The organism is Rhodanobacter sp. TND4EL1, from assembly GCF_054061035.1.
Genome location: NZ_JBSSDT010000002.1, coordinates 1,068,604 through 1,088,557 on the forward strand (window position 1 = coordinate 1,068,604; position 19,954 = coordinate 1,088,557).

Sequence of the window (19,954 nt, forward strand, 5' to 3'; positions counted from 1 at the left end):
ATCATGAAAAAGCACATCAAACATCACAGCATCACCGTGGCCGTGGTCCTGGGCGTGCTGGCCATTGGTGCCGGTGCCTTCGTCTATTCCGGCATCTACAACATCGGCGCCGATGATCACCACACCAAACCGGTATTTGCCGTCTTGCAGACCTTGCGCGACCGCTCGATTCATATTCGCTCCGAAGACATCAAGGTGCCTGATTTGAACGATCCCCAGTTGATCCTCAAAGGTGCTGGCCAGTACGCAGCCATGTGCACGCAGTGCCATCTCAAGCCCGGCATGAAAGATTCGGAGATCCGCCCGGGTCTGTATCCGCACCCGCCGAATCTCTCGCAGATGCACGTCGACCCGAAGGACGCCTTCTGGGTGATCAAGCACGGCATCAAGATGAGCGCGATGCCGGCTTGGGGCGGCAGCCACGACGATCCCACGATCTGGAGCATGGTCGCGTTCCTGCAGAAACTGCCCGGCATGACGCCCCAGCAGTACAAAGACATCGTGGCCAGGGCGCCGCCGGATGACGACATGGATATGGACGAGGACGGTGGCCACAGCCACAGCCATGGCGCCGCCACCGATGGGCACGATCACGAGCATGCCGAAACCGCACCGGAGGCCGACGCGCCGCTGTCGTTCGAAGGTTTGCAGCCCAACGCGGCGCCGGCCGCTGAAGCCGCGGCGCGCGCATTCCAGTCCGCCTTGCAACGAGGTGATCGGGCGGCCGTGCTGGCCTTGCTGGCACCGGATGTCAGCATCAGCGAAGGCGGCCACGTGCAAACCCGTGACGAATACGCCAGCGGGCACCTGGACGGCGATATCGCGTTCCTGAAGGGCGCGCAGATCACGCCCGTATCGATCGCATCCATGGCGATGGGTGATAGCGCCATGGTCGGCAGCGAGAGTGAGGTCAGGACTTCGGTCAAAGGCAAGCCGGTCACCTTGCGCAGTCGCGAGATGCTGAACCTCAAGCAAGACGGCAACCACTGGAAAATCGTGTCGATTCAATGGCAGTCCCTACCGGAGACAACGCAATGAAGATGCAGCGATGGTTTTCGCGCTGGGCCGCCGCGCTGATTCTGGCGGTGGCGTTCGTGCCCGCGGCGATGGCAGCCAATGCGATGGCCGTGTTCAGTGACCCGTCCTGTGGTTGTTGCGGCGCGTGGGTGAGCTATGTTCGCGCCCACGGTTTCGATGTCACCGTGCATCAGGATCAATCGATGGGCGCGGTGAAGGCGCGACTGGGTGTGCCGGTCAACGCTGCGTCCTGCCACACCGCGCTGATCGATGGGTACTTTATCGAAGGGCACGTACCGGTCGAGGATATCCGCCGTCTGCTGGCCGAACGTCCCGATGCGCGTGGCCTGGCGGCGCCGGGCATGCCGATGGGCTCGCCCGGCATGGAGATGGGTGCGCCCGAGCGCTACGACGTGCTGTTGATCGGACGCGATGGCTCGACTCGTGTCTTTGCCAGTCACGGCCCAGGCGCCTGATCGCAGCGGGCTGACGTGCGGACGCGTCACCTGAAGTGCACAGCGCGACGCCCAAGGTACCCGCTGGCCACCTGGCGGGTACGACGGCGCGTTCGTTCGTTCTGTTCGCCGCTTCGCTGCGCTCGTAACCCTCTCCAACGAGTCACCGCGAGGTAGTCGACGTGAACGGATGTTCGCTTCCTGATGTGGCCAATGCGTGTGCCGGCCTCTGCACATCCGCCGCATCGGTCGAGGCACTCAATAGCGAGTGCTTTTGCGTCGGTGTTGATGCCGCGACGCTCCAGGCAAAGCTCGACGACGCCTTGGGCGTGCACGGATTGCCGGAACCCATGGCCGTGTCTCACGCTCATTTGTTTTCTGCGCTGCCGGTCTATGTGTCGCGTCGACACCTCGAACAGACGGCAGGCGTGGTCGCTGCAGTGGAGGCGGTGGTAACTCTGCCGATCTACCAGTCGGCCGTGCTGGCATGGGCGCCTGACATCGCCCGCTTTGATCCGCAGTCTCCGGGTGGATTGCTGGGGTTCGACTTCCACCTTGGCGTGGATGGGCCGCAGCTCATCGAGATCAACACCAACCCGGGCGGCGTATTGCTGAACGCGATTCTCGGACAGGCGCAACGCGCATGCATGCCGGAGGTGACCAGGCCGCCCATGGATGCAGCAGGCGCGGAAGAACGAGTTCTGAGCGTCATGCTGACGGAGTGGCGTCTGCAACGTGGCTCGGCACCACTGCGATTTGTGGCCATTGTCGATGAGTCGCCGAAACAGCAGTATCTCTACCCTGAGTTCTTGCTGTTCCGTGAGCTGTTCCGGCGGCATGGCTATCGCGCCGAAATTTGTGATCCCGATGAGCTGGTTCCGACGGACAACGGCCTTCGCCTGGGCGACGATGACGTCGACCTGATCTACAACCGGTTGACCGACTTCGCGTTAGCGCAACCCGCTCACGCGGCGATCCGTTCTGCCTACCTGGCCGGCAAGGTGGCGGTGAGTCCGCATCCCCGAGCGCATGCGCTGTATGCGGACAAACGCAACCTCGGTTTGCTGGCTGATCACGACTTTCTGCACTCTGCGGGGGCCAGTCAGTCAGACGCGGATACCTTGTCCAGCGGCGTTCCGGCAACACGGTTGCTCACTGGGCAGAATCGCGATGCCATGTGGGCCACGCGCCGCCATCTCTTCTTCAAGCCGGCAGCCGGTTTCGGCAGCAAGGCCGCGTACCGCGGTGACAAGCTCACCCGTCGGGTATGGGAGGACATGGCGGGGACCAGCTACGTCGCCCAGAAAATCGTGGTGCCCAGCGAGCGACTTGCGGGATCTGGTTCGGCACCGTTCAAAGTCGACATTCGCTGCTACGCCTATGCTGGCGAGGTATTGCTCTACGCCGCGCGGATTTATCAAGGGCAGACCACCAATTTCCGGACTCCCGGAGGCGGATTTGCTCCGGTATTGACGAGTGAGGACAGGCGATGAGGGCTGCGCGGGCCTCTGGAGAGTGGCGCGTGGCTCATGATGTCACCGCGCAGCATATGGCAGACATCCGTGTCTGCGAGGCCAAGCCGGCATTTATCCGAAGTGTTTGCCAATAACGGTGTATCGATTTTCCGGCTGCCTGGTCGGTGGTCGGGAGGAATGCGCGGCGATCTTGAGACTCACGGAAACCACCAGCCAGCGAAGTGGTGCGCGACCATTTGAAGGTTGACCGGGCGAATCCTTACTTCCCGCCCTGATCGAGGGTCTCCAGCCGCTCGGCGCACAACTGATGGCGGCGATTGAACAGCCGGCGATACGCCAGCAGGATCACCGCCAGCGTGCCCAGTGCGGTAGTGGCGGCGATCATGAACATGATCACGATCTGGTAGCGCACGGCGGCCGTCGGCGCGGCGCCGGCGAGCATCTGGCCGGTCATCATGCCGGGCAGGCTGACCACGCCCATCACCATCATCGAGTTGATGGTCGGGATCATGCCGGTGCGCAGCGCTTCGCTGATCAGCGGGCGCGCCGCTTCCCAGCGCGTGGCGCCCAGCGCGAGGTCGCTCTCGATCACGCCGGACTCGCGGGCGACGCCCTGCATGAAACGGTCCAGTGCCAGCGAAATGCCGGTCAGCAGGTTGCCCAGTACCATGCCCAGCAGCGGAATCGCGTACTGCGGCGCGAACCACGGATGCACGTTGATGATGCCGGCCAGCGCCGCGCCGGTGACCACGAACGCGGCGCCCAGGGTGGACAGCAGACTGTTCCAGTAGATCCCGCGGAAGCGACGGCGGGTACGCCGCACGGCAGCCACGCTGGCCAGTGTGGCCATCACCACGCCGATGCCGACCACCGGCAGCGGGGAGGTCAGCGCGAACACCGACTCGAGGATGAAGCCGACCAGCAGCAACTGCACCACCATGCGCACGCTGGCGATCAACAGGCTGCGCGCCAGCCCCAGGCGCAGCCAGACCGAGATCGCCAGGTTGAGCACGATCAGCAGCGCGGCGACGCCGAGCTGCCAGTTGTCGAGATTGATGTAGCTGGCATTCATGCGGCTGGCTCCAGCGACAGCACGCGGTCGCTGACACGCTGCAGTTGATCGCGGTCGTGGCTGGTCCACACGCAGGCGCGCTGTGGTTGCTGCTGCAGCCAGCTTCCGACGAGTGTTTCGATCGCGGCCACGGCGCGGGCATCCAGCGATGCCGTCGGCTCGTCCAGCAGCAACACGTCGGGGCCGATCAACAGCGAACGCAGCATTGCCACGATCTGCGCCTCGCCGCCGGAGAGTCGTTCGGTGCGCTGCTGCAGAAACTTCTCGTCACGCCCCAGCATCGCCAGTAACTCACGCGCACGGTCCGCAGGAAATGGCTGGTGCCGATGCACACGGAATTGAAACGGCACGCGCAGCGCAGCTTCCACCGGGCCTTCAGGCAGCGCCGGGCGCTGCGGCACGTACACCACGCGAGCGCGGTAGGCCGGCATCGACCAGTCCGACAGCGGCCGATCCTGAAAGACCAGTTCGCCGGTTTGCACCGGTTCCAGCCCGGCGAGGGTCCGCAGCAGCAGGGTCTTGCCACTGCCGGATGGACCGGCCACCGCCAGGCGCTCCCCAGCGCGCAGGGTCAGATCCAGGCCGTGCCACAACGTGCGCCCGTCCACCACGAAACCGAGCTGTCGCGCCTGCAGCAGTGCGCTTGCCGCGGGGGCGACGTCGGAAGTGGGGATGGCGTTCGCCGTGGTTTCGGGAGGAGGCATGGTCGCCCTGGCTGGTGAGAACAGGCTGCCAAACGGACAGCAGCGAATCCTTGCACGGATTGACTCAAGCATGGGCCATGCGGTCATGCAGCGCATTCCGCAGCGATGATCAGCGGTATGCCCCCGCACCGTTGCTGTTGATGCGAGTCCATCTTGCCTGTCTTTCGCTTGCGGCTGGCGGGTCGGCAGCAAAGCATCATGGGTTATTCGCCCTCGCAAGAAGTTGAGCGTTGAGACATCTGCCCACGCCCGCCTTGGCCAGGGCGGGCGTGGGCGGCGGTCGACGGCGTGCAAAGTGTCGACCCATGCCGGCCGGTTGCCGTATAACGGTGCAAGTCCCGCTCCTGGCAGGAGCGTGCCGGCAGCCCGGGTACGCGGGCTTCGACCTGACATGACGGAAAGGGGCGTTATTGATGTTGAGCAAGAGCCGCGCGCTGCTGCAGACGGCCGTGTTGCTGATGCTGATTCCGCTGTCCGCGCTGGCGCAGCAGTATTCGCTGACCACCTATGACCGCAAGTCCGGCCTGGAAAGCCAGGCCATCAACGTGCTGCTGCAGGATCGGCGCGGCTTTGTCTGGGCCGGCACCGAGATGGGCCTGTACCGCTTCGACGGTGGCAGCTTCGAGCGGATGGGGCGCGCGCAAGGGTTCAATCAGGGCGAATACATCACCGCGATGACGCAGAACCCGCGTATCGGCCGCCTGTGGGTGGCCACGCAGTCGGGATTGCGGGTTGGCGATGGCCTGCACTTCAGCAAGGTGGAGCCTGAGGGAAAGCCGCTGGTCGTCGACGTGGGCCGGCAGATGGTGGCGCTGGACGACGGCCGGCTGCTGATCGTGAAGGATGACCGGCTGCTGCAGCTTTCCGGTGACGGTGCGCAACAGCCCTGGCAAGTGCGGCCATGGTTCGACGACGCACAACTGGCGAGCGTGCCGCAGCTGCGCAAGGTCACGGTAGTGATGTCGGCGGCGGAGCGCTTGTGGATCGGTTGCGAGGACGCGCTGTGCAGCGTCGATGCCCGTGGCAAGGTGCGGGTGCAAGGGCCTGCCGACGGCGTGCCGGCTGACACCTGGACCGGCTTGCTGCTGGATCGCCAGGGTACTCTCTGGCTGCGCGGCATCCATCACGTGCTCGCGTTGCAGGCGGGCGCGACGCACTTCATGGAGCGTGACCTGCCGGCTGGCGAGATGGGCGTGGTCAGCGACAACGAAGTCCTGGTCGAGGACGCGCGCGGATGCGTGCTGACGCCGACCAATCGTGGGCTGGCGCGCTGGGATGGAGCGGGCTGGACTTTGATGGACAGCAGCAACGGCCTGCCTGACATCGAGATCACCGCCTTGCTGTTCGACACCCACGGCACGCTGTGGCTGGGAACCTACGGACGCGGCATCTCGCGCTGGAATGGTTACGGCCTGGTCGAAGGCTGGGGGCGCGGCCAGGGTTTCGAAAGCGTGCCGAACTGGTCGATCCTGCGTTTCGACGCGACGCATCTGTGGTTCGCCAACGAACTCGGCGGCAGCGTGCTGGCGGACGGACAGACCCGGCTGCAGCCATGGCCGATTCAGTTCACTCCCGCGCCGCGCCAGATCCTCAGCATCGCCAAGGCGGCCGATGGCGCGATCTGGGCCGGCTTGTACGACCATCGCGTGCTGCGCTACGACCCGGCCAGTGGACGCACGACGCTTGCGGCGCAACTGCCCGCGTTCGTGAAGTATCTGCATTTCGACCGGGCCGGCCATCTCTGGATCGCGACGGTCAACGGGATCTACCGTGTCGATCACGCCGGCGCCGCGGCCGAACGCGTCCCGGCGGCGGAAACCACCGATCAGCAATGTTCGGATATTGCCGACGGTACGGACGGCAGCTTGTGGTTTGCCTGCAACAGCGGCGTGCTGCATTACGCCGACGGGCAGTGGACGCGGATGCAGACGGTGAATGCATCCATCGCTTCGGGGTTCAGTGCCGTCGCGGTGGATGAGGATGGCAGTCTGTGGCTCGGCGCCAACGAGCCGGGGCTGTTCCACGCTTTGGTGCATGGCGATCAGCTCAAGCTTTCCCGGGTGGTCGACAACTGGCTGGACAACACGCTGGCCTACTTCGTCCGACGCGATCATCGCGGCTGGATCTGGGTGGGCGGTGGTGGCGGCGTGGACGTGTTCAACGGCAAGCGTTGGTCGCACCTGTCCCAGGCGGACGGTTTGCTGTGGGACGAGACCAGTCAGAACGGCTTTTTCGAGGACCGTGACGGCTCGGTGTGGATCGCCACCGCGATCGGCGCAAGCCACATCCTGAATCCCCCGGCCATGTTGGCCAGTGATCCCGGCAAAGTGCTGATCACCTCGGTCATGCATGGCATGGTGCCGGTCAAGCCCGGTGACAACGTGCGACTTCGTGGCCAGTCGGCTGCGCTGACCGTGCGTTACGCATCGCTGGGCATAGCGTCCGGTGGCAATCCGCGTTATCGCTATCGCCTGCAGGACTCCGGCTGGATCGAAACCGCCGCGAACGTGATCAACCTCACCGGCCTGCCGTCGGGCGACTATCGCCTGGAAATTCAGGCGGTCGACGACGACCATCGCACCGTCTCCGCGTCGGCCCATTTCGATTTTCGCGTTCCGCCTCCATGGTGGCTGACCTGGTGGGCCGGCCTGTTGCTGGTGTCACTGCTGGTCGTGCTGGTGGGATTGAGCTGGCGCTGGCGTTCGCGTCGCTTGCTGCGGCAGAACCGTCGGCTGGAAGGCATGGTCGCCGTGCGCACGGTCGAACTCACTGAAGAAAAGCACGAGCTGGAACTGGCCCGCGCCGAGCTCTACCACCAGGCCACCCATGACAGCCTCACCGGGCTGCACAATCGCCGCGCCATTCTCGACCTGCTGCAAGCGCTGCTGGCGCAGGAAACGCGCCGCGGGCCTGGTTTGGCCGTCGGGCTGATCGATGCCGATCATTTCAAACGCATCAATGACACCCTCGGTCACCAGGCCGGCGATGCGGCGTTGCTGGCGATCGCAAGCCACCTGCAGTCGCAGGTGCGCGACGGCGATCGGCTCGGTCGCTACGGTGGTGAGGAAATCCTGCTGCTGCTGCCCGGCATCGCGCGCGCCGATGCCGAGCAGCGCATGCGCGATATCCAGATGGCCGTGAGTGCGATGCCGCATCAATGGAACGGGCACGCGTTCGCCGTGAGCCTGAGTATCGGCATGGTCTGGATTGGCACCGAGCCGGCCTCGGTCGAAGACCTCATCCGGCGCGCCGACGCCGCGTTGTACCAGGCCAAGAGTGGCGGTCGCGACCGCGTCGTGGTCGAAGCCCCCGGTTCGGGCGCGCCTCGACCCGACGTGGTTCGGTCCAGCGAGGTTCAATAGGGGCGGGCAGCGCCTGCGCGTCGCGTCGCGTCCAGGTCAGTCGACGATGCTGTGGCTTTCGGTGGTGCCCAGCAGCTCGGGCTGCATCGGCGCGCGCTGGCGCCGGTTCAACAGCGGGTGCACGAACACGGCCGCCAGGATCACCACCACGCCAGCGTAAAACCAGTGATCGAGTTCGTGCTGCTCGCCCAGCAACACGATCGCCAGGATGATCGCGTAGACCGGCTCCAGATTGGTCACCATCTGCGTACCGAACGCGCTCATGTGGCGCAGCGCGACCAGCGCCAGCGCGAAAGGCAGCAAGGTGCAGCCGAACGACAGTGCCAGCAGCAGCCAGGTGTCATGCATGTTCGGCAGCATGAAGGCCGGGCCGACATGGGGTAGCAGCGGTGCCAGCAGGGTGAGGAACACGGTGCCGGTGCCCAGCTCGATGAAGGTCACCGTCAGCGGATCGCCGTGTTCCACCAGGCGTTTGTTGAGCGAGCCGAACAGCGCCACAAACAGTGCGGACAACACACCCACCGCGATGCCCAGGCGCATGTCGTGCGGCACACCGCCGACGACCATCACCACCCCGGGCACCACCGCCACGCCGATCAGCAGTTCGCGCGGGTCGAACTTTCTCTTCGCCAGCCACGGTTCGATGAAGGCCAGGAACACCGGCCCCAGCGCGATGCAGGTGGCGCCCACCGAGGCATTCGACAACTTGATGGCGGCGTAGAAACTGAGCCAATGCAGCGACACCAGGACACCAATGCCTGCATACGCCCAGATCAGCCGCGCCGGCATGGCGCGCAGGCCGCGCCAGACCCGCGGGACCAGCAGCAGCGCAACCGTCACCAGCAACATGCGCCACAACACCAGCGGCAACGCGGGCAGCGTGATCAGCTTGCCGAGGATTGCGGTGAAGCCCCACAACAACACACAGAAGTGAATCTGCAGACGGGCCTGGTTGACGGGTTGCATGGAGAGCATCGTGCATGGGGGATGGCGCATTCTAGCGCCGCAACGCCGTGGCCTGCGGCCGGTTGGCACGCAGGCGCGGACCATCGTCTGGCCGGGGTGACCTACCGGGACTTCGGTTTGCTGGTCGCGGGCATCATCTTGCCGGACTGGCGCAATTGCTGGAGCACGTTGCGGCAGGTGTTTTGGCCATCGTCGTCGTGGCTGGGCGCGACCAGGGCGAGCAGGGCGGCTGCCGGCGCGGCGACCACGCTGAGCGCGACCGCACCAGCGCCGCGTGCAATCAACGGGCCCGGGTGCACGCCGACGTTCGGGTTCTTCAACGTGCCGTTGATGTACAGCGGTGAGCGCAGCGAGAACACCCGGAAACCTTTGGTGTGCGGCGTGACGTCGAGGTCGAGCTTCTCGCTGGCCATGTTCACCGTGCCGGTGACGTTGATCACCGCGTCGTCGGTATCGAACACGAACAGGCGCATGTCGAACAGGCCGTTGGTGGCGGTCATGTCGCTGGCGGCGCAGTTGATCTGGACGGTCTTGTCGCCGAACAGTTTGCCGATCACGATGTTGCCGACGTTGAGGCCGGCTGTCTCCAGCAGAGTCTTGCTGATCGCCCCGTCATTCATCAGCAATTTCAGTTCGCCATTGGCACCGCCGAACAGTGCGGCAACCGAATTGCCCTGGCCGTTGAGCTCGGCGTCGCCGTTGATCTCGCCGAAGCTGGTATGCATCGGCTCGAAGGTGGGGAACAGCTGTTTGAGCTTCAGGTGACGCGCGCTCAGTTTCAGCAAGCCGTGCATCGGCGTGCGGCTGCCGTCCAGCGTGATGTTGCTGCGCACCTTGCCGCCGGCGACGCCAAAACTCAGCGGGTCGAGATAGAGCGCACCGTTGTTCATCACCAGATGCGTGCTCAGCGAATCGATCGGCAACGCTTCACCATGCACGATGCGCTCGCTGCTGAAGTTCACGTCGGCGTCCATGGTCTGCCAGCGATCGGTGCGGAACGGTGCAATCGGCAGCAATTTGTTGGCCGGCTGCGGCGTGTCTTCGGATTTCGCGGTCGCCGCATCACCGCCGATCAGCGGGGCGAGATCCGCAAACTGAAGCAGCTTCGAGTGCAGGTCACCGCTCAGCTTCGGTCGCGTGCCGCCGGTGACAAACAACAGGTCGCCGGAGAGGTCGCTGCCGCCGACCCGGCCGCGGAAGTCCTGGTAGTGATAGCGGCTGCCCGCGTGGTGGAGCTCGGCGGTGAGATGGCCTTCGGTCGCATACGGCGGCGTGTCGGGCAAGGTGATGCCGGTGAGCGGATACAGCTTGGCCATGCTCGACCCGGAGAACCACAGCTGCACGTCCAGCGCGCCCAGATGCAACGGATCGGTCAGCGTACCGACCAATGCTATATGGGTATCGCCCAGCTTCACGTCGGCCTGCAGCGGGAACGGACGATGGGTATCCTGCAGCGCGAGCGCGGCGCCGGTCTTGCCATGGCCTTTCAGTGGGCTGCCCTGGTAGCTGCCTTCGGCCGTCCAGCCGAACTGGTAGGTGATGGACGCCTGCGGCTTGTCGCTCTTGCCGGGTGTGCTGGCCTTGTCCGCCGGCAGTGCCTTGCCGGTGGTCTTGCCGGCCTGCGCGCGCGCGTCAGCGGTTTGCTGCGCCACGATCTGGTCGTACGGGATGGCGCCTTGCAAGGGCTCGATGATCGCCTTGAGCCTGGTGCGGCTGGGCGCGTCATCGAGGGTGAGCAGGCCCCGGTCAAAGCCCACCGTGCCGACGTCCAGAGTCCAGTTTGACGGCTTTCCGCCCTTGGGAAAGCTGAAATCCCAGCTGGTCCGGCCCTGCTTGTCGCGTTCCAGGTCGACGCTGGGTTGCACCAGCTGCAGCGAGGGCACCTCGATGCGATGGGTCAGCAGCGGGAACGGCGACAGGCGGAAGCGCAGCGCCTGGAGTTGGGCGAATCGTGGCTGCTGCGCCCACGGCGGATTGGCGATGCTGATGTCCCGGGCGGTGAATTCCGGCCATGGCACCAGCGAGGCCAGCCAGCTGCCCTGGCGATCACGCGTCCAGTCGAGCGTAAGGTCGCCATTGATCGCGAACGGGCGGCCGAGGGCCTTGCTCACCTTGTCGCTGATGAAGGGCCGCATCCGGTTCCAGTCGAACGTGGCGATCACCACCACCAGGATCAGAATCAGCGCGAGCACGACTCCCACGATCCATGCGAGGACTTTGCGGCTGCGCTTCATGCTGGTCTCCTGTCACGGTTCGCCAAGCTCATGGATAACCCCTTGGGTGACAAGATTTCGTGGTGACGGCCCGGCGGGCGTCAGGCGGGGTTCATGCGCAGGCCGCCGACGGGTTCGCTGCACGGTGCAGGCCGACCACGCCGGGGGTGTCAGTGCGCCGGTTCGGTCACCTTTACCGGCACATCCATGCTGCACAGGTCGACCTTGCCGGGCGGGTGGGTGTAGAACGCGCTGCGGCCGTTGCGCCGGGCTTCCACCAGGGCAGCGAAGGTGGCGCTGTCGGTGCGCAATACCTTGACCGAGGGGCGCTCCGCGGCAGGAATGTCGGCCGCCAGGCGTACCGACTGGATGCCGACGCGCCGCGCCGGGTTGGCGTAGAAGCCCATCGGTTCAGGGCCGCGCGGAAGGCCGGACAGCAACGGCATGCCGTCGAGCACCCGTCCGGCGACCGCGAGGGCATGGTCCAGCCGGCGCGCCTGGCCGATGACGGCATACAGCGAGCTGCCACTGCCGCTGTCCGGCGCCACGTCGCGCGCCACACCCACCGTGCCGTAGCACTGCGCCACCCATTCCTGGCCGCTGGCGGGATCGCGTCCCACGGGGAAGCCTTCGGAAAAACCCACTTCGGGCGCGTAGACATCACCGTCCGGCATGGCCGTCCACGGCAGCTTCGGATTGATCGGGCGAGTGAACTCCGGTGCCAGGGTGCTGGCGGCCTTGCCCAGCGAGCGGACCTTGCTCTTGTCACCGTTCTCGTCATCGTTCGGGTCGCCCCACTGGGTGACGAAATTATCCTGTACCCGGATGATCGCCAGGCCGTCGAAGTAGTGCTCGCGCACCAGAGTGCGAATGTTCGCCGCGTGCAGCGGGGTGAAATCCTGGGCCAGCTCGATCACCACCCGTCCGGTCGGCAACTGCATCAACAGCAGGTTCTGCGGGTCGGGCGTGCGCCATTCCGCTGGCGTGGACTTGGCCAGGATTTCCTTGGTGGTCGGCGTGGGCTTGTCTTGGTCGGCGGCGAACACGGGGCTGGCCAGCAGGCTGCCGGCCAGCGCGAGTGCAGTAATCAGGTGGCGACGACGCATGGCTTTCCCCTCAAAGTCGATCAGACGAGGACAGCAACTTAGCAGAGTGACGCCGTGCCGGCCGCCACTCGGGTGCCCGTCGACCCAAGCGACGTCGGGCGCGATCAGGAGCCGGTGCGCGGTTTGCGGCGGGTCCGCTTGCCGCCTGCAGCTGCACGGGGGGCTTCTTTCCCCGGGACCACGCGGCCGGCATGCAATTGCTCGGCCCAGGACACGGCATCCACATAGGAGAGAAAGTGTTGCAGATAGCCCGCCGACTCTTCGCGCATGAGCGCCAGTGCGCGATGCACCAGGCTGCGTGAATTGAGCGGGCCGGCATTTGCCGGCATTTCCTCCAGCGATTGGCGCAACTGGCTTTCCGCGCGAACGCTGGTCCAGATCTTCCGGAAGTCACCCAGCGCGGCCAGCTCCGGAAGAGGTCGCTGCGAGAGGGTGGAATCGACGGGGTCGATGGCTGGCGGACCGCTTCCACGAGAATCCGCTCGATGGGTGATTTCATCGACCAGGGCGGCCAGTGTTCCGCTGGCCGGCAGGCACGGCTTGGCGGCCGCGTTCGCCGGCCGACTTCCGGATGCCTTGAGGTCGCTGGCGTAGTCCGCAAGCAGCCCGGACAGCCGCTGGTCGAGCAAACGCCGTGCCTCACCGGTATGGCTGGCCGTACGCCGCTCAAGCGCGTCGATGAAATGAAATCGCACCGGATCGAACCGTGCGCCAGCCTGGGCGCGCCATGCGTCCAGTAAGGCGCGGGGATTTTTCCTGCTACGGCTCATGGGATGGCGCGGTGGTGGTCGATGGCCGCGGCAGCGGTGCGATTTCCACGCGTCGGTTGCGCGAGCGCCCTTGCTCATCCGCGTTGGAGCTGACCGGCTGGCTGGAACCGAACGCCGCGGCAAACACGGCGTCGGCGGGAACGCCTTCGGCAATCAAGGCCCGGGTCACGGTCAGCGCCCGCTCGGCGGACAGCTCCCAGTTGTCGACGAACTGGCGGTTGCCATCGCGCACCTGCCGGTCGTCGGTGAAGCCACTCACCATCAGCATCTCGTTGCGGGCCTTGAGATAGTCCGAGAGTGGACCGGCCAGGCTCTTCAACACGTCCTTGCCTTCGGGCTGCAACTGGTCGGAGTTCAGCGCGAACAGCACGTTGCCACTGATGCCGATGCGGCCGTTCGCAAACGTCACGCGGCCGGCAGCCAGCGGTATGGCCAGTGCCTGTTCCAGCGTCTTGCGCTGTTGTGCCTCGATCTGCCGCTGCTTGACCGCCTGCTCCAGACTCCTGGAGAGTTGCATCTGCACGCCGATGACGCCCACCAGCACCAGCACGAACGCGCCCAGCAGCACCGACATCAGGTCGCCGAAGGCCGCCCAGATCGGCGCCGCGGACTCCGCATCGACCTCGATCTCGTCGCTCATGCCGGTTCCAGTCCGTCCGCTGCGCGCTGGCTGGGCAGTTGCTGCAGGTTGGCGATGATCTGCTTCTGCGACAGCATGCTGAGGTCGATCACTTCACGGGCCTGCGCCACGTAGTAGGCGAGCTGCTCGTCACTGCGCGTCAGCGATTTGTCCAGCGCGGTTTCAATGAGCTGCAGGCGGGTGACCAGCTGCTCGTTCGATTCGCCGAACAACGTCACCGCCATGCCGAACGCTTCGCCAAGGCTGGCAACCTCGACGGCGCCGCTGGTGACCTGGGCGGCCGCGGCGTCGAGTTTGTCGGTTTCGGTGGCGATGTGGTCGGTGAGGCGACTGCCGGCGCGGTCCAGCAGGTCCGCTGAGGTGGCAACCAGCGCGTCGATCGCCAGCTTCTGTTCGGTGGAGGCCCGGTTCACGCCATCGAGCAGGGTTTCCACCGTGGCCATCAGGCGGTTGCGCTCATCCAGCATCGCGGTATCGCGCACCATGCTGTCGGAAAGCTTCTGGCGCAGTTCGGCAACCACTTCCGCCGCAGCCTTCGGCGCTTCGGAGGCGGCCTGCACCAGCCGGGATATTTCGCTGATCGTGGCGCTGGCGTGCGTTTGGGTATGGCTCGATATTTCGCGCGCGGTCTGGGCCAGTGCGTCGCAGATCTCCTGCTGTCGGCTTGCGGTGTGCGTGCCGGCTTGCTCCCAGTCCAGTCCGAGCTTTGTCGCCACCGCATCCAGCGCCTGGGTCCAGGCCGCCAGACGCTGCTGGTCCTGGGCTGCCCAGGTGGCCTGCAAGTGGGCATGCGACTGGTCAACATGGCCGACCAGCGCCATCGCGTGCTGTTCGAAAGTCGCCGCAGCGGCGGCCAATGCCTGCTGGTTGCGCGCGGCCAGCGTTGCGTGGCTTTCCTGTTGCTGTGCCAGCGCCTGGGTCCAGGCGCCGGCCACGCCGTCAGCGGTGCTGTCCAGACGGGTGGACACGCCGTCCAGCAAGGCGACCGAGCGTTGCTCGAAGGTGTCGGCGAATCGTTCCAGCGCCTGGTGCAATTCGCTGGCTTGCGCCTTGTTTGCGCGCTGGTGTTCAGCCAGGGCCTGATGCCACAGGTCCGCCACCGTCGTCGTGGTGGCCGTCAGTCCGCTGGACAATCCGTCCAGCTGGCTCTGCACCGCCCGCGTGATCGTGTCGTGCAGCGCCGCGGCCTCACTGGCCAGCCCCGCCATGGTGGTTTCGATGACGGGTTTCAGCACGGTGCCTGCCACGCGCGCGCTTTCGCTCACGCTCTGTTGCAGCGATTGCTCCACGGAGCGGGCCAGGCTGGCATAGACCGTTTCGGTCCGGCCATGGAAGGCTTCCTGACTGGCGAGTTGCCGCTCGCTCATGGCCACATTCTGGTGCTCGATGGCGCCCATCATTCCTTGCAGGCGATCGACCAGCGCGGGCATCACCGCGACCTGCTGCTGCAGGAGTTTGAAGGTCTCCTCGCGCTGGTGTGCCTGCGAAAACACGCGCAACGTGGTGGCGATGCGGACATCCAGCCACTGCACCGCCTGCAGTCGCTCGCGTCGGCACAACGCGGAAAGCAGGCCGAGCATGGCCGAGCTGGCGACGCCCGCGATCGAGGTGCCAAAAGCAAAGCCCAGGCCACGAACCGGAGCCGCCAGCGAGCCGCGCATGGCTTGCAGGTCGGTGGCGCTTTCCAGCGCAAAGCCGGTGCCACGGAGCGTGGCCATCATGCCCAGCAGGGTGCCCAGCATGCCCAGCAACACCAGCAAACCCACCAGGTAAGGGGTCAGCGCGGGCGCCGGCAGCGCCACGCGCTCGCCTTCAATACGCAGACGCACCGCGTTGCGCATGCCCGAATCCAGCCGGCCAAGCCAGTCGTCCAGGCGGGTCGGGGTGGTGGACAGGTCCGAAACAGCCCGGTTCAGCGCGGCGGTGCCTTGGCGATAGCGATGCAATTCGAGCGCGCCTGCCAGATAGCACAAGCCAATCAGCACCGAAACGGACAGTGCCAGCGGATTGGAGCCGATGTAGCCTGCGCCGATCCAGCAGACGGCGACAAGGCCGGCAACGAAGACGGCGAGATCAACAAGATTTCTGAACATGACTTCCCAGAGAGTTGCTGCGAAGCGCTGCGAGCAGCCCTTCGACCGGTTGAAAACGAACGTCCAGTTCGGCCAGCAATAGGTTCCGCATGTCCTTGCGGAACACGTTCAGCCAGGCGCCATGCGCTGCTGCCGTTTGTCCTGCCTGGCGCTGCCGTTCGAAGTGCTCGCCCAGCAGCGTGGAAACGCCGGCCAGCGCAGCCTGTTCGCGCGGGCTCAGCGCCAGCTCCATCACGGCATCCATTTCCGCCAGCCGGGCCATGCCGGGCGAGATCTTTGCCAGCATCTCCCGCAAGCGACCCCGCAATTTGCCCGTTGCCGCCTGCATCGACCTCTGCATGGCGAGGTAGCGTTGCCGGAAGTCCGCATAGTCCACCTCGGTTTCCGCAGCAGATGCCTGCCCGGAACTGCCAAGGACCGGCTCACTGGCAATGGCGTGCACCAGCGCAGAGCGCACCCGGGTGCATTCGCGGTCCACGCTCTCGTCGAACCCCGTGACCGCGGATGCCCCGGTGTCCGGCTTGCCATCCAGTGCGGTGGAAAGCGCGAGTGCCTGGGTCCAGTCGAACCACTGGCTCAGGCGATCAGGCAGCGACTGCCCCGAAAAGGGCACGTCAGTGCCAGTCAGCCGAGCGAGCAGGTGGACGAAGGTCGGCCCCGGGATGACCACGTCGGGCTTGGTGATTGGCAGGGGCGTTTGCACCATCGGGCCGGCGTCAAAACGACCAGTTTACATCCTGGGGATGCCGCGCTGGCGTCTTGCAGCGTCGACGGGCCGGGGTGGCCCGCTCAGACCAGTTTCAGGTCGCGCGGCTGCGCCTGCGGAAAGACGTGCTGCAGTTGCTGGCTCGACAGTCCCCAGGTTCGTCCAAGCAGGCCGCCCAGCACGTCACGATAGTTGTTGAGTACCGGGTAGTCGCGATTCTGCAGGAGCGCCGAGGCGTTCACCGACGCCTGCTCGCCGGCCACGCGGCCGCCGTTGACCCTGCCGCCGAGCACCCAGTGCACGGTGCCGTGGCCATGATCGGTGCCCTTGTCGCCATTTTCGCGGAAGGTGCGGCCAAACTCGGACAGCACCACCACCGTGGTGTTGTTCCATTCCTCACCCAGGGCTTCGGCATAGGCGGCCAGGCCTTCGCCGAGGCTGCGCAAGTTGTTGGCGAGGCCACCGGTGACGCTGCCCTGGTTGACGTGGGTGTCCCAACCGCCCACATCGACGAAACCCAGCCGGTAGGCGTCGCGCATCAGGGTGGCAATGCGCCGGGTCTCGGTGGCGAAGCTGCGGGCACTCGGCGCGCCGCCGCTGGCCTTGATCATTTCGTTGCGCAAGTCATCGGACAGCGAGGCGGGAAGGGCCAGGCCATCCGCCGTGGCGGCGGCCAGCGGCGTGCCCTTGTACATGTCGCTGAGGATCGCCGACTGCCGGGCGTTGAAGCGCGCCTTCGGATCGGCCTTCATCGAAATATTCGGGATGTCCCTGCCGGAGCCCTGGAAACTCAGCGGAAGGTTTTTCGTGAAGGCCATGGCGGGTACGCCGGTGAGCTGGCTGGACAGCCGTCCCAGAAAGCCCGAGCGGTAGCTGCCGTGTGCTGCGCCGGACTGGCCGGATTCGATATGGTTCTGGGTCTCGAAATGACTGCGCGACAAGTCGTCAGTGCCGGCGAAAGGAACGAACGCAATCTGTTTGCGCTGCCACAGCGGCAGGAGCGAATCACGCAGTACCGGGTTCAGACCCCACTGGGCATCCAGCGCAATTGCGCTGTCCGGGTTTGCGGGATCCGGTCGGGCGATCGCCAGGGTCGGTCGGGATTCGTAATAGAAGTCGCTGGCATAAGGCACCAGCAGGTTGTTGCAATCGTAGCCGCCGCGCAGGAACACCAGCAGGAAACGCGGTGAACTGGCCGGTGCGGCAAACAGGCTGCCACTGAGGGATAGCGCGGGCACGGCCGCGGCGGCGGAGGCGGCGGCCAGCAGGAATTCGCGACGGTTCATGACGGGCCTCGGAGGCTTTTCAGCGGTAATTAAAGTCGGGTGACGACAGCAGATAGGTGTTCCATTCGGCTGCCGAACCGGCCTTGCCCAGCGCCACCCGCGTGGCAGGCGACAGATAGGGTTCGATGGCGGCGCGATAGAGCGGCGAATCCAGCCCGGGCACCGCCGGGCGCGGGCGCGCCATCGGCGGGTCCGACTCGTCGGTATCCGCCGTGAACAGCTTGTTGCGACCGCTGCCGATCGCCCGCGCCACGTCGAAGCGGGTCGCCATCTGCCCTGAGCCGGACCAGCTGGCGCCATCCAGCGGCCAGCCATCAGGCGTGATCCGGCCGAATACCGGTTCACCCATCTGGTTGAGCCAATTGACCAGCGGGCGGGCGTTGCGGATCGGCTGATCGGCGTAAGCCAGTTTCATCGCGGAAACCAGGAACTGGGTGGGATCCTTGAACTTCCCGGCGCCGCCACTGATCAGGGCCGGTGAATCGAACATCGTGCGCAATACCGCGGCGATGTCGCCGTCGCTGCGCTGGAACGTTTGCGCCATGGCATTCACCAGTGCCGGCGATGGTTGATCAGCCACGAAATACTCGGCCAGCTGGCGGGAAATGAAGCGGGCGCAAGCCGGCTGTCGCGTGATCAGCTGCACGGCCTGCTCGATCTCGCCGTAACCGCTGCCCGCGATGCGCTGGCCCAGCAAGGTCTTGTCGCTGAAGTCGTGCCGGTTCGGGTTGAACACGAATAGGCCGTCGCGCACGAAGCCCTGGCGGGCGCGGCCGGGGCGGGTGGCAAGCTTCGGCGCGGTGATCCCGGCGCCGGTCAGAATCAGCGCCAGCTGCTGCACATCCTGCTGGGTATAGCCGGAACCGACGCCCAGCGTGTGCAGTTCCATCAATTCGCGCGCATAGTTTTCGTTGGTCTTGCCCTTGACGTTCTTCGCGTTGTCGAGGAATTCCAGCATCGCCGGGCTCTTCAGTGTGGCCAGCACCAAGTCGCGGAACTTGCCCAGTGCATGCGGCCGGATCACACGCTCCTCATAGTCGGCCGCGACCAGCCGCACGCGCCCCTTGGAGGCGTACACGCTGAAGTGGTTGAGCCAGAACCACACCATCTGCTCCTTCAGCGGATTGCTGCCGTAGATCGCGTGCAGCAACTCGGCCTGCTGCGCCTGTTGCGCCAATTCGCGCGCCTGCTTCTGCAGGTCCTTTTTCGCGGCAACCTTGGCGTCGCCATCGGGCATCGATCTCAACGCGCGACGTGCCTCGGCTTCGGTGGCCAGCAGCTCCGCCGGTGGCGTACTGATCGCAGGGTAGCTGGCGATCAGGCCGGCGATCGCCGGCGGTAGCCTGTCGTCACGATCGGCCAGTTCCGTATCCAGCCACCGGCGACGACCCAACTGGCGATACGCCGCCAGGCTGGTTGTGTCGAGGCCGAACGTTGCCCGTTGCAGCCAGCGGACGTCGGCCGGAGCAAGGCGTGGCTGCGCAGTGTCCGGTGCATGGGCTGCCGCGGCGGTGAGCCACAGCAAGGCCGCCAGCGGGAGCAGGCAGTGCGGACGATGACGGTGCGAACCTGGAGATCTGACAGGGACAAGGTGCATGGACGAAACCTGGGCCATTCCGAGCGCCCGATGGTGCGGCGCCACACGCCAGTTCAACGCGCTGGCCGGCTAGCGGATGACACGTCTCTTCAGTGCGCGTTTCCCCGGTTCAGAACTCATCCACGAATTCGATGCCGGCACCGCGTTCGCCGGCCGCCTCTTCGGCGCGGGCGCGCACGTCGTCCGCCACGGTGTCGTCGGGGGCATCCACTTCGATGCTGTAGACGTGGCCCTCGCTGTCACTGACCGAGTCGCTGGAGCTGGAGTCTTCCCGCATCCCGGAGACCAGGTCATCGATTTCCTCGACGTGCTCGATGCGATCGAGGCCGTGCAGCGCGGCGATCACGGCGTCGGCATTGGCGCGGCTGCCAATCAGGCGGAAGCGGACCATGGGCATGGCGTTCTCCTTGGGACGGTTGGATTCTTGGCAGGAATGCTGGCATCGACTGCGCATGCAGAAGGTGACGCCGCTGCCATCGGAATGGTTTGGGC

The 19,954-nt window shown here is 65.6% G+C and carries 16 protein-coding genes; 4 read left to right on the top strand and 12 right to left on the bottom strand.

Going from position 1 to position 19,954, the window contains the following annotated elements; all coding sequences use genetic code 11:
- The first annotated feature begins 3 nt into the window (after positions 1-3).
- From ACVWWQ_RS11405 to ACVWWQ_RS11415, 3 genes are all read left to right on the top strand, one after another.
- A complete protein-coding gene (locus ACVWWQ_RS11405; RefSeq protein ID WP_133947306.1) occupies positions 4-1,038 on the top strand; it encodes a c-type cytochrome in 1,035 nt (344 codons plus the stop codon).
- Between the two features lie 2 nt (positions 1,039-1,040).
- On the top strand, positions 1,041-1,493 hold the full coding sequence (locus ACVWWQ_RS11410) for a DUF411 domain-containing protein (RefSeq protein WP_133949230.1): 453 nt from the start codon (positions 1,041-1,043) through the stop codon (positions 1,491-1,493).
- Positions 1,494-1,678: 185 nt separating this feature from the next.
- Positions 1,679-2,965 carry a hypothetical protein gene (locus ACVWWQ_RS11415; protein ID WP_133947304.1) on the top strand — a complete coding sequence of 429 codons (1,287 nt, stop codon included), beginning with the start codon at positions 1,679-1,681 and terminating at the stop codon, positions 2,963-2,965.
- Between the two features lie 241 nt (positions 2,966-3,206).
- On the opposite strand, the gene ACVWWQ_RS11420 is transcribed toward ACVWWQ_RS11415, so the two are convergent.
- Both ACVWWQ_RS11420 and ACVWWQ_RS11425 read right to left on the bottom strand, forming a co-directional pair.
- Positions 3,207-4,019 (bottom strand): ABC transporter permease, encoded by an 813-nt coding sequence (locus tag ACVWWQ_RS11420; RefSeq protein WP_133947302.1) that lies wholly within the window; start codon positions 4,017-4,019, stop codon positions 3,207-3,209.
- Positions 4,016-4,723, bottom strand: coding sequence for an ATP-binding cassette domain-containing protein (locus ACVWWQ_RS11425; RefSeq protein WP_133947300.1), 708 nt, complete (start codon positions 4,721-4,723; stop codon positions 4,016-4,018). The genes ACVWWQ_RS11420 and ACVWWQ_RS11425 overlap by 4 nt, the downstream gene beginning before the upstream one ends.
- 413 nt (positions 4,724-5,136) lie before the next feature.
- Between ACVWWQ_RS11425 and ACVWWQ_RS11430 the strand changes: the two genes are divergently transcribed.
- Positions 5,137-8,085 carry a ligand-binding sensor domain-containing diguanylate cyclase gene (locus tag ACVWWQ_RS11430; RefSeq protein WP_457383395.1) on the top strand — a complete coding sequence of 983 codons (2,949 nt, stop codon included), beginning with the start codon at positions 5,137-5,139 and terminating at the stop codon, positions 8,083-8,085.
- A gap of 36 nt (positions 8,086-8,121) precedes the next feature.
- Here ACVWWQ_RS11430 and ACVWWQ_RS11435 read toward each other — a convergent pair whose 3' ends face one another.
- The 10 genes from ACVWWQ_RS11435 to ACVWWQ_RS11480 all read right to left on the bottom strand — a co-directional run bounded on the left by ACVWWQ_RS11435 (position 8,122) and on the right by ACVWWQ_RS11480 (position 19,859).
- A complete protein-coding gene (locus tag ACVWWQ_RS11435) occupies positions 8,122-9,051 on the bottom strand; it encodes a DMT family transporter (protein WP_133947298.1) in 930 nt (309 codons plus the stop codon).
- A gap of 101 nt (positions 9,052-9,152) precedes the next feature.
- On the bottom strand, positions 9,153-11,285 hold the full coding sequence (locus tag ACVWWQ_RS11440; protein ID WP_133947296.1) for an AsmA family protein: 2,133 nt from the start codon (positions 11,283-11,285) through the stop codon (positions 9,153-9,155).
- Positions 11,286-11,434: 149 nt separating this feature from the next.
- Entirely contained in the window at positions 11,435-12,370 is a 936-nt protein-coding gene (locus tag ACVWWQ_RS11445) for a peptidylprolyl isomerase (RefSeq protein ID WP_133947294.1), read from the bottom strand.
- A 104-nt stretch (positions 12,371-12,474) separates the two neighbouring features.
- The gene (locus ACVWWQ_RS11450) at positions 12,475-13,140 is read right to left on the bottom strand and encodes a DUF2894 domain-containing protein (protein WP_133947292.1); all 666 of its coding nucleotides are present in this window, start codon (positions 13,138-13,140) and stop codon (positions 12,475-12,477) included.
- Positions 13,130-13,780, bottom strand: coding sequence for an OmpA family protein (locus tag ACVWWQ_RS11455; protein WP_133947290.1), 651 nt, complete (start codon positions 13,778-13,780; stop codon positions 13,130-13,132). The genes ACVWWQ_RS11450 and ACVWWQ_RS11455 overlap by 11 nt, the downstream gene beginning before the upstream one ends.
- Positions 13,777-15,873: a DUF802 domain-containing protein gene (locus ACVWWQ_RS11460; protein ID WP_133947288.1), complete on the bottom strand. Its 2,097-nt coding sequence runs from the start codon at positions 15,871-15,873 to the stop codon at positions 13,777-13,779. Before ACVWWQ_RS11460 ends, ACVWWQ_RS11455 begins: the two co-directional genes overlap by 4 nt.
- Positions 15,854-16,579 (bottom strand): DUF3348 domain-containing protein, encoded by a 726-nt coding sequence (locus ACVWWQ_RS11465; protein ID WP_133947285.1) that lies wholly within the window; start codon positions 16,577-16,579, stop codon positions 15,854-15,856. The genes ACVWWQ_RS11460 and ACVWWQ_RS11465 overlap by 20 nt, the downstream gene beginning before the upstream one ends.
- A gap of 83 nt (positions 16,580-16,662) precedes the next feature.
- Positions 16,663-17,865, bottom strand: coding sequence for a DUF1501 domain-containing protein (locus tag ACVWWQ_RS11470; protein ID WP_133947283.1), 1,203 nt, complete (start codon positions 17,863-17,865; stop codon positions 16,663-16,665).
- Positions 17,866-17,884: 19 nt separating this feature from the next.
- Complete coding sequence (locus ACVWWQ_RS11475) at positions 17,885-19,462, bottom strand: DUF1800 domain-containing protein (RefSeq protein WP_133947281.1); 1,578 nt, start codon at positions 19,460-19,462, stop codon at positions 17,885-17,887.
- A gap of 109 nt (positions 19,463-19,571) precedes the next feature.
- Positions 19,572-19,859: a hypothetical protein gene (locus ACVWWQ_RS11480; RefSeq protein WP_099653473.1), complete on the bottom strand. Its 288-nt coding sequence runs from the start codon at positions 19,857-19,859 to the stop codon at positions 19,572-19,574.
- Positions 19,860-19,954: the final 95 nt, after the last annotated feature.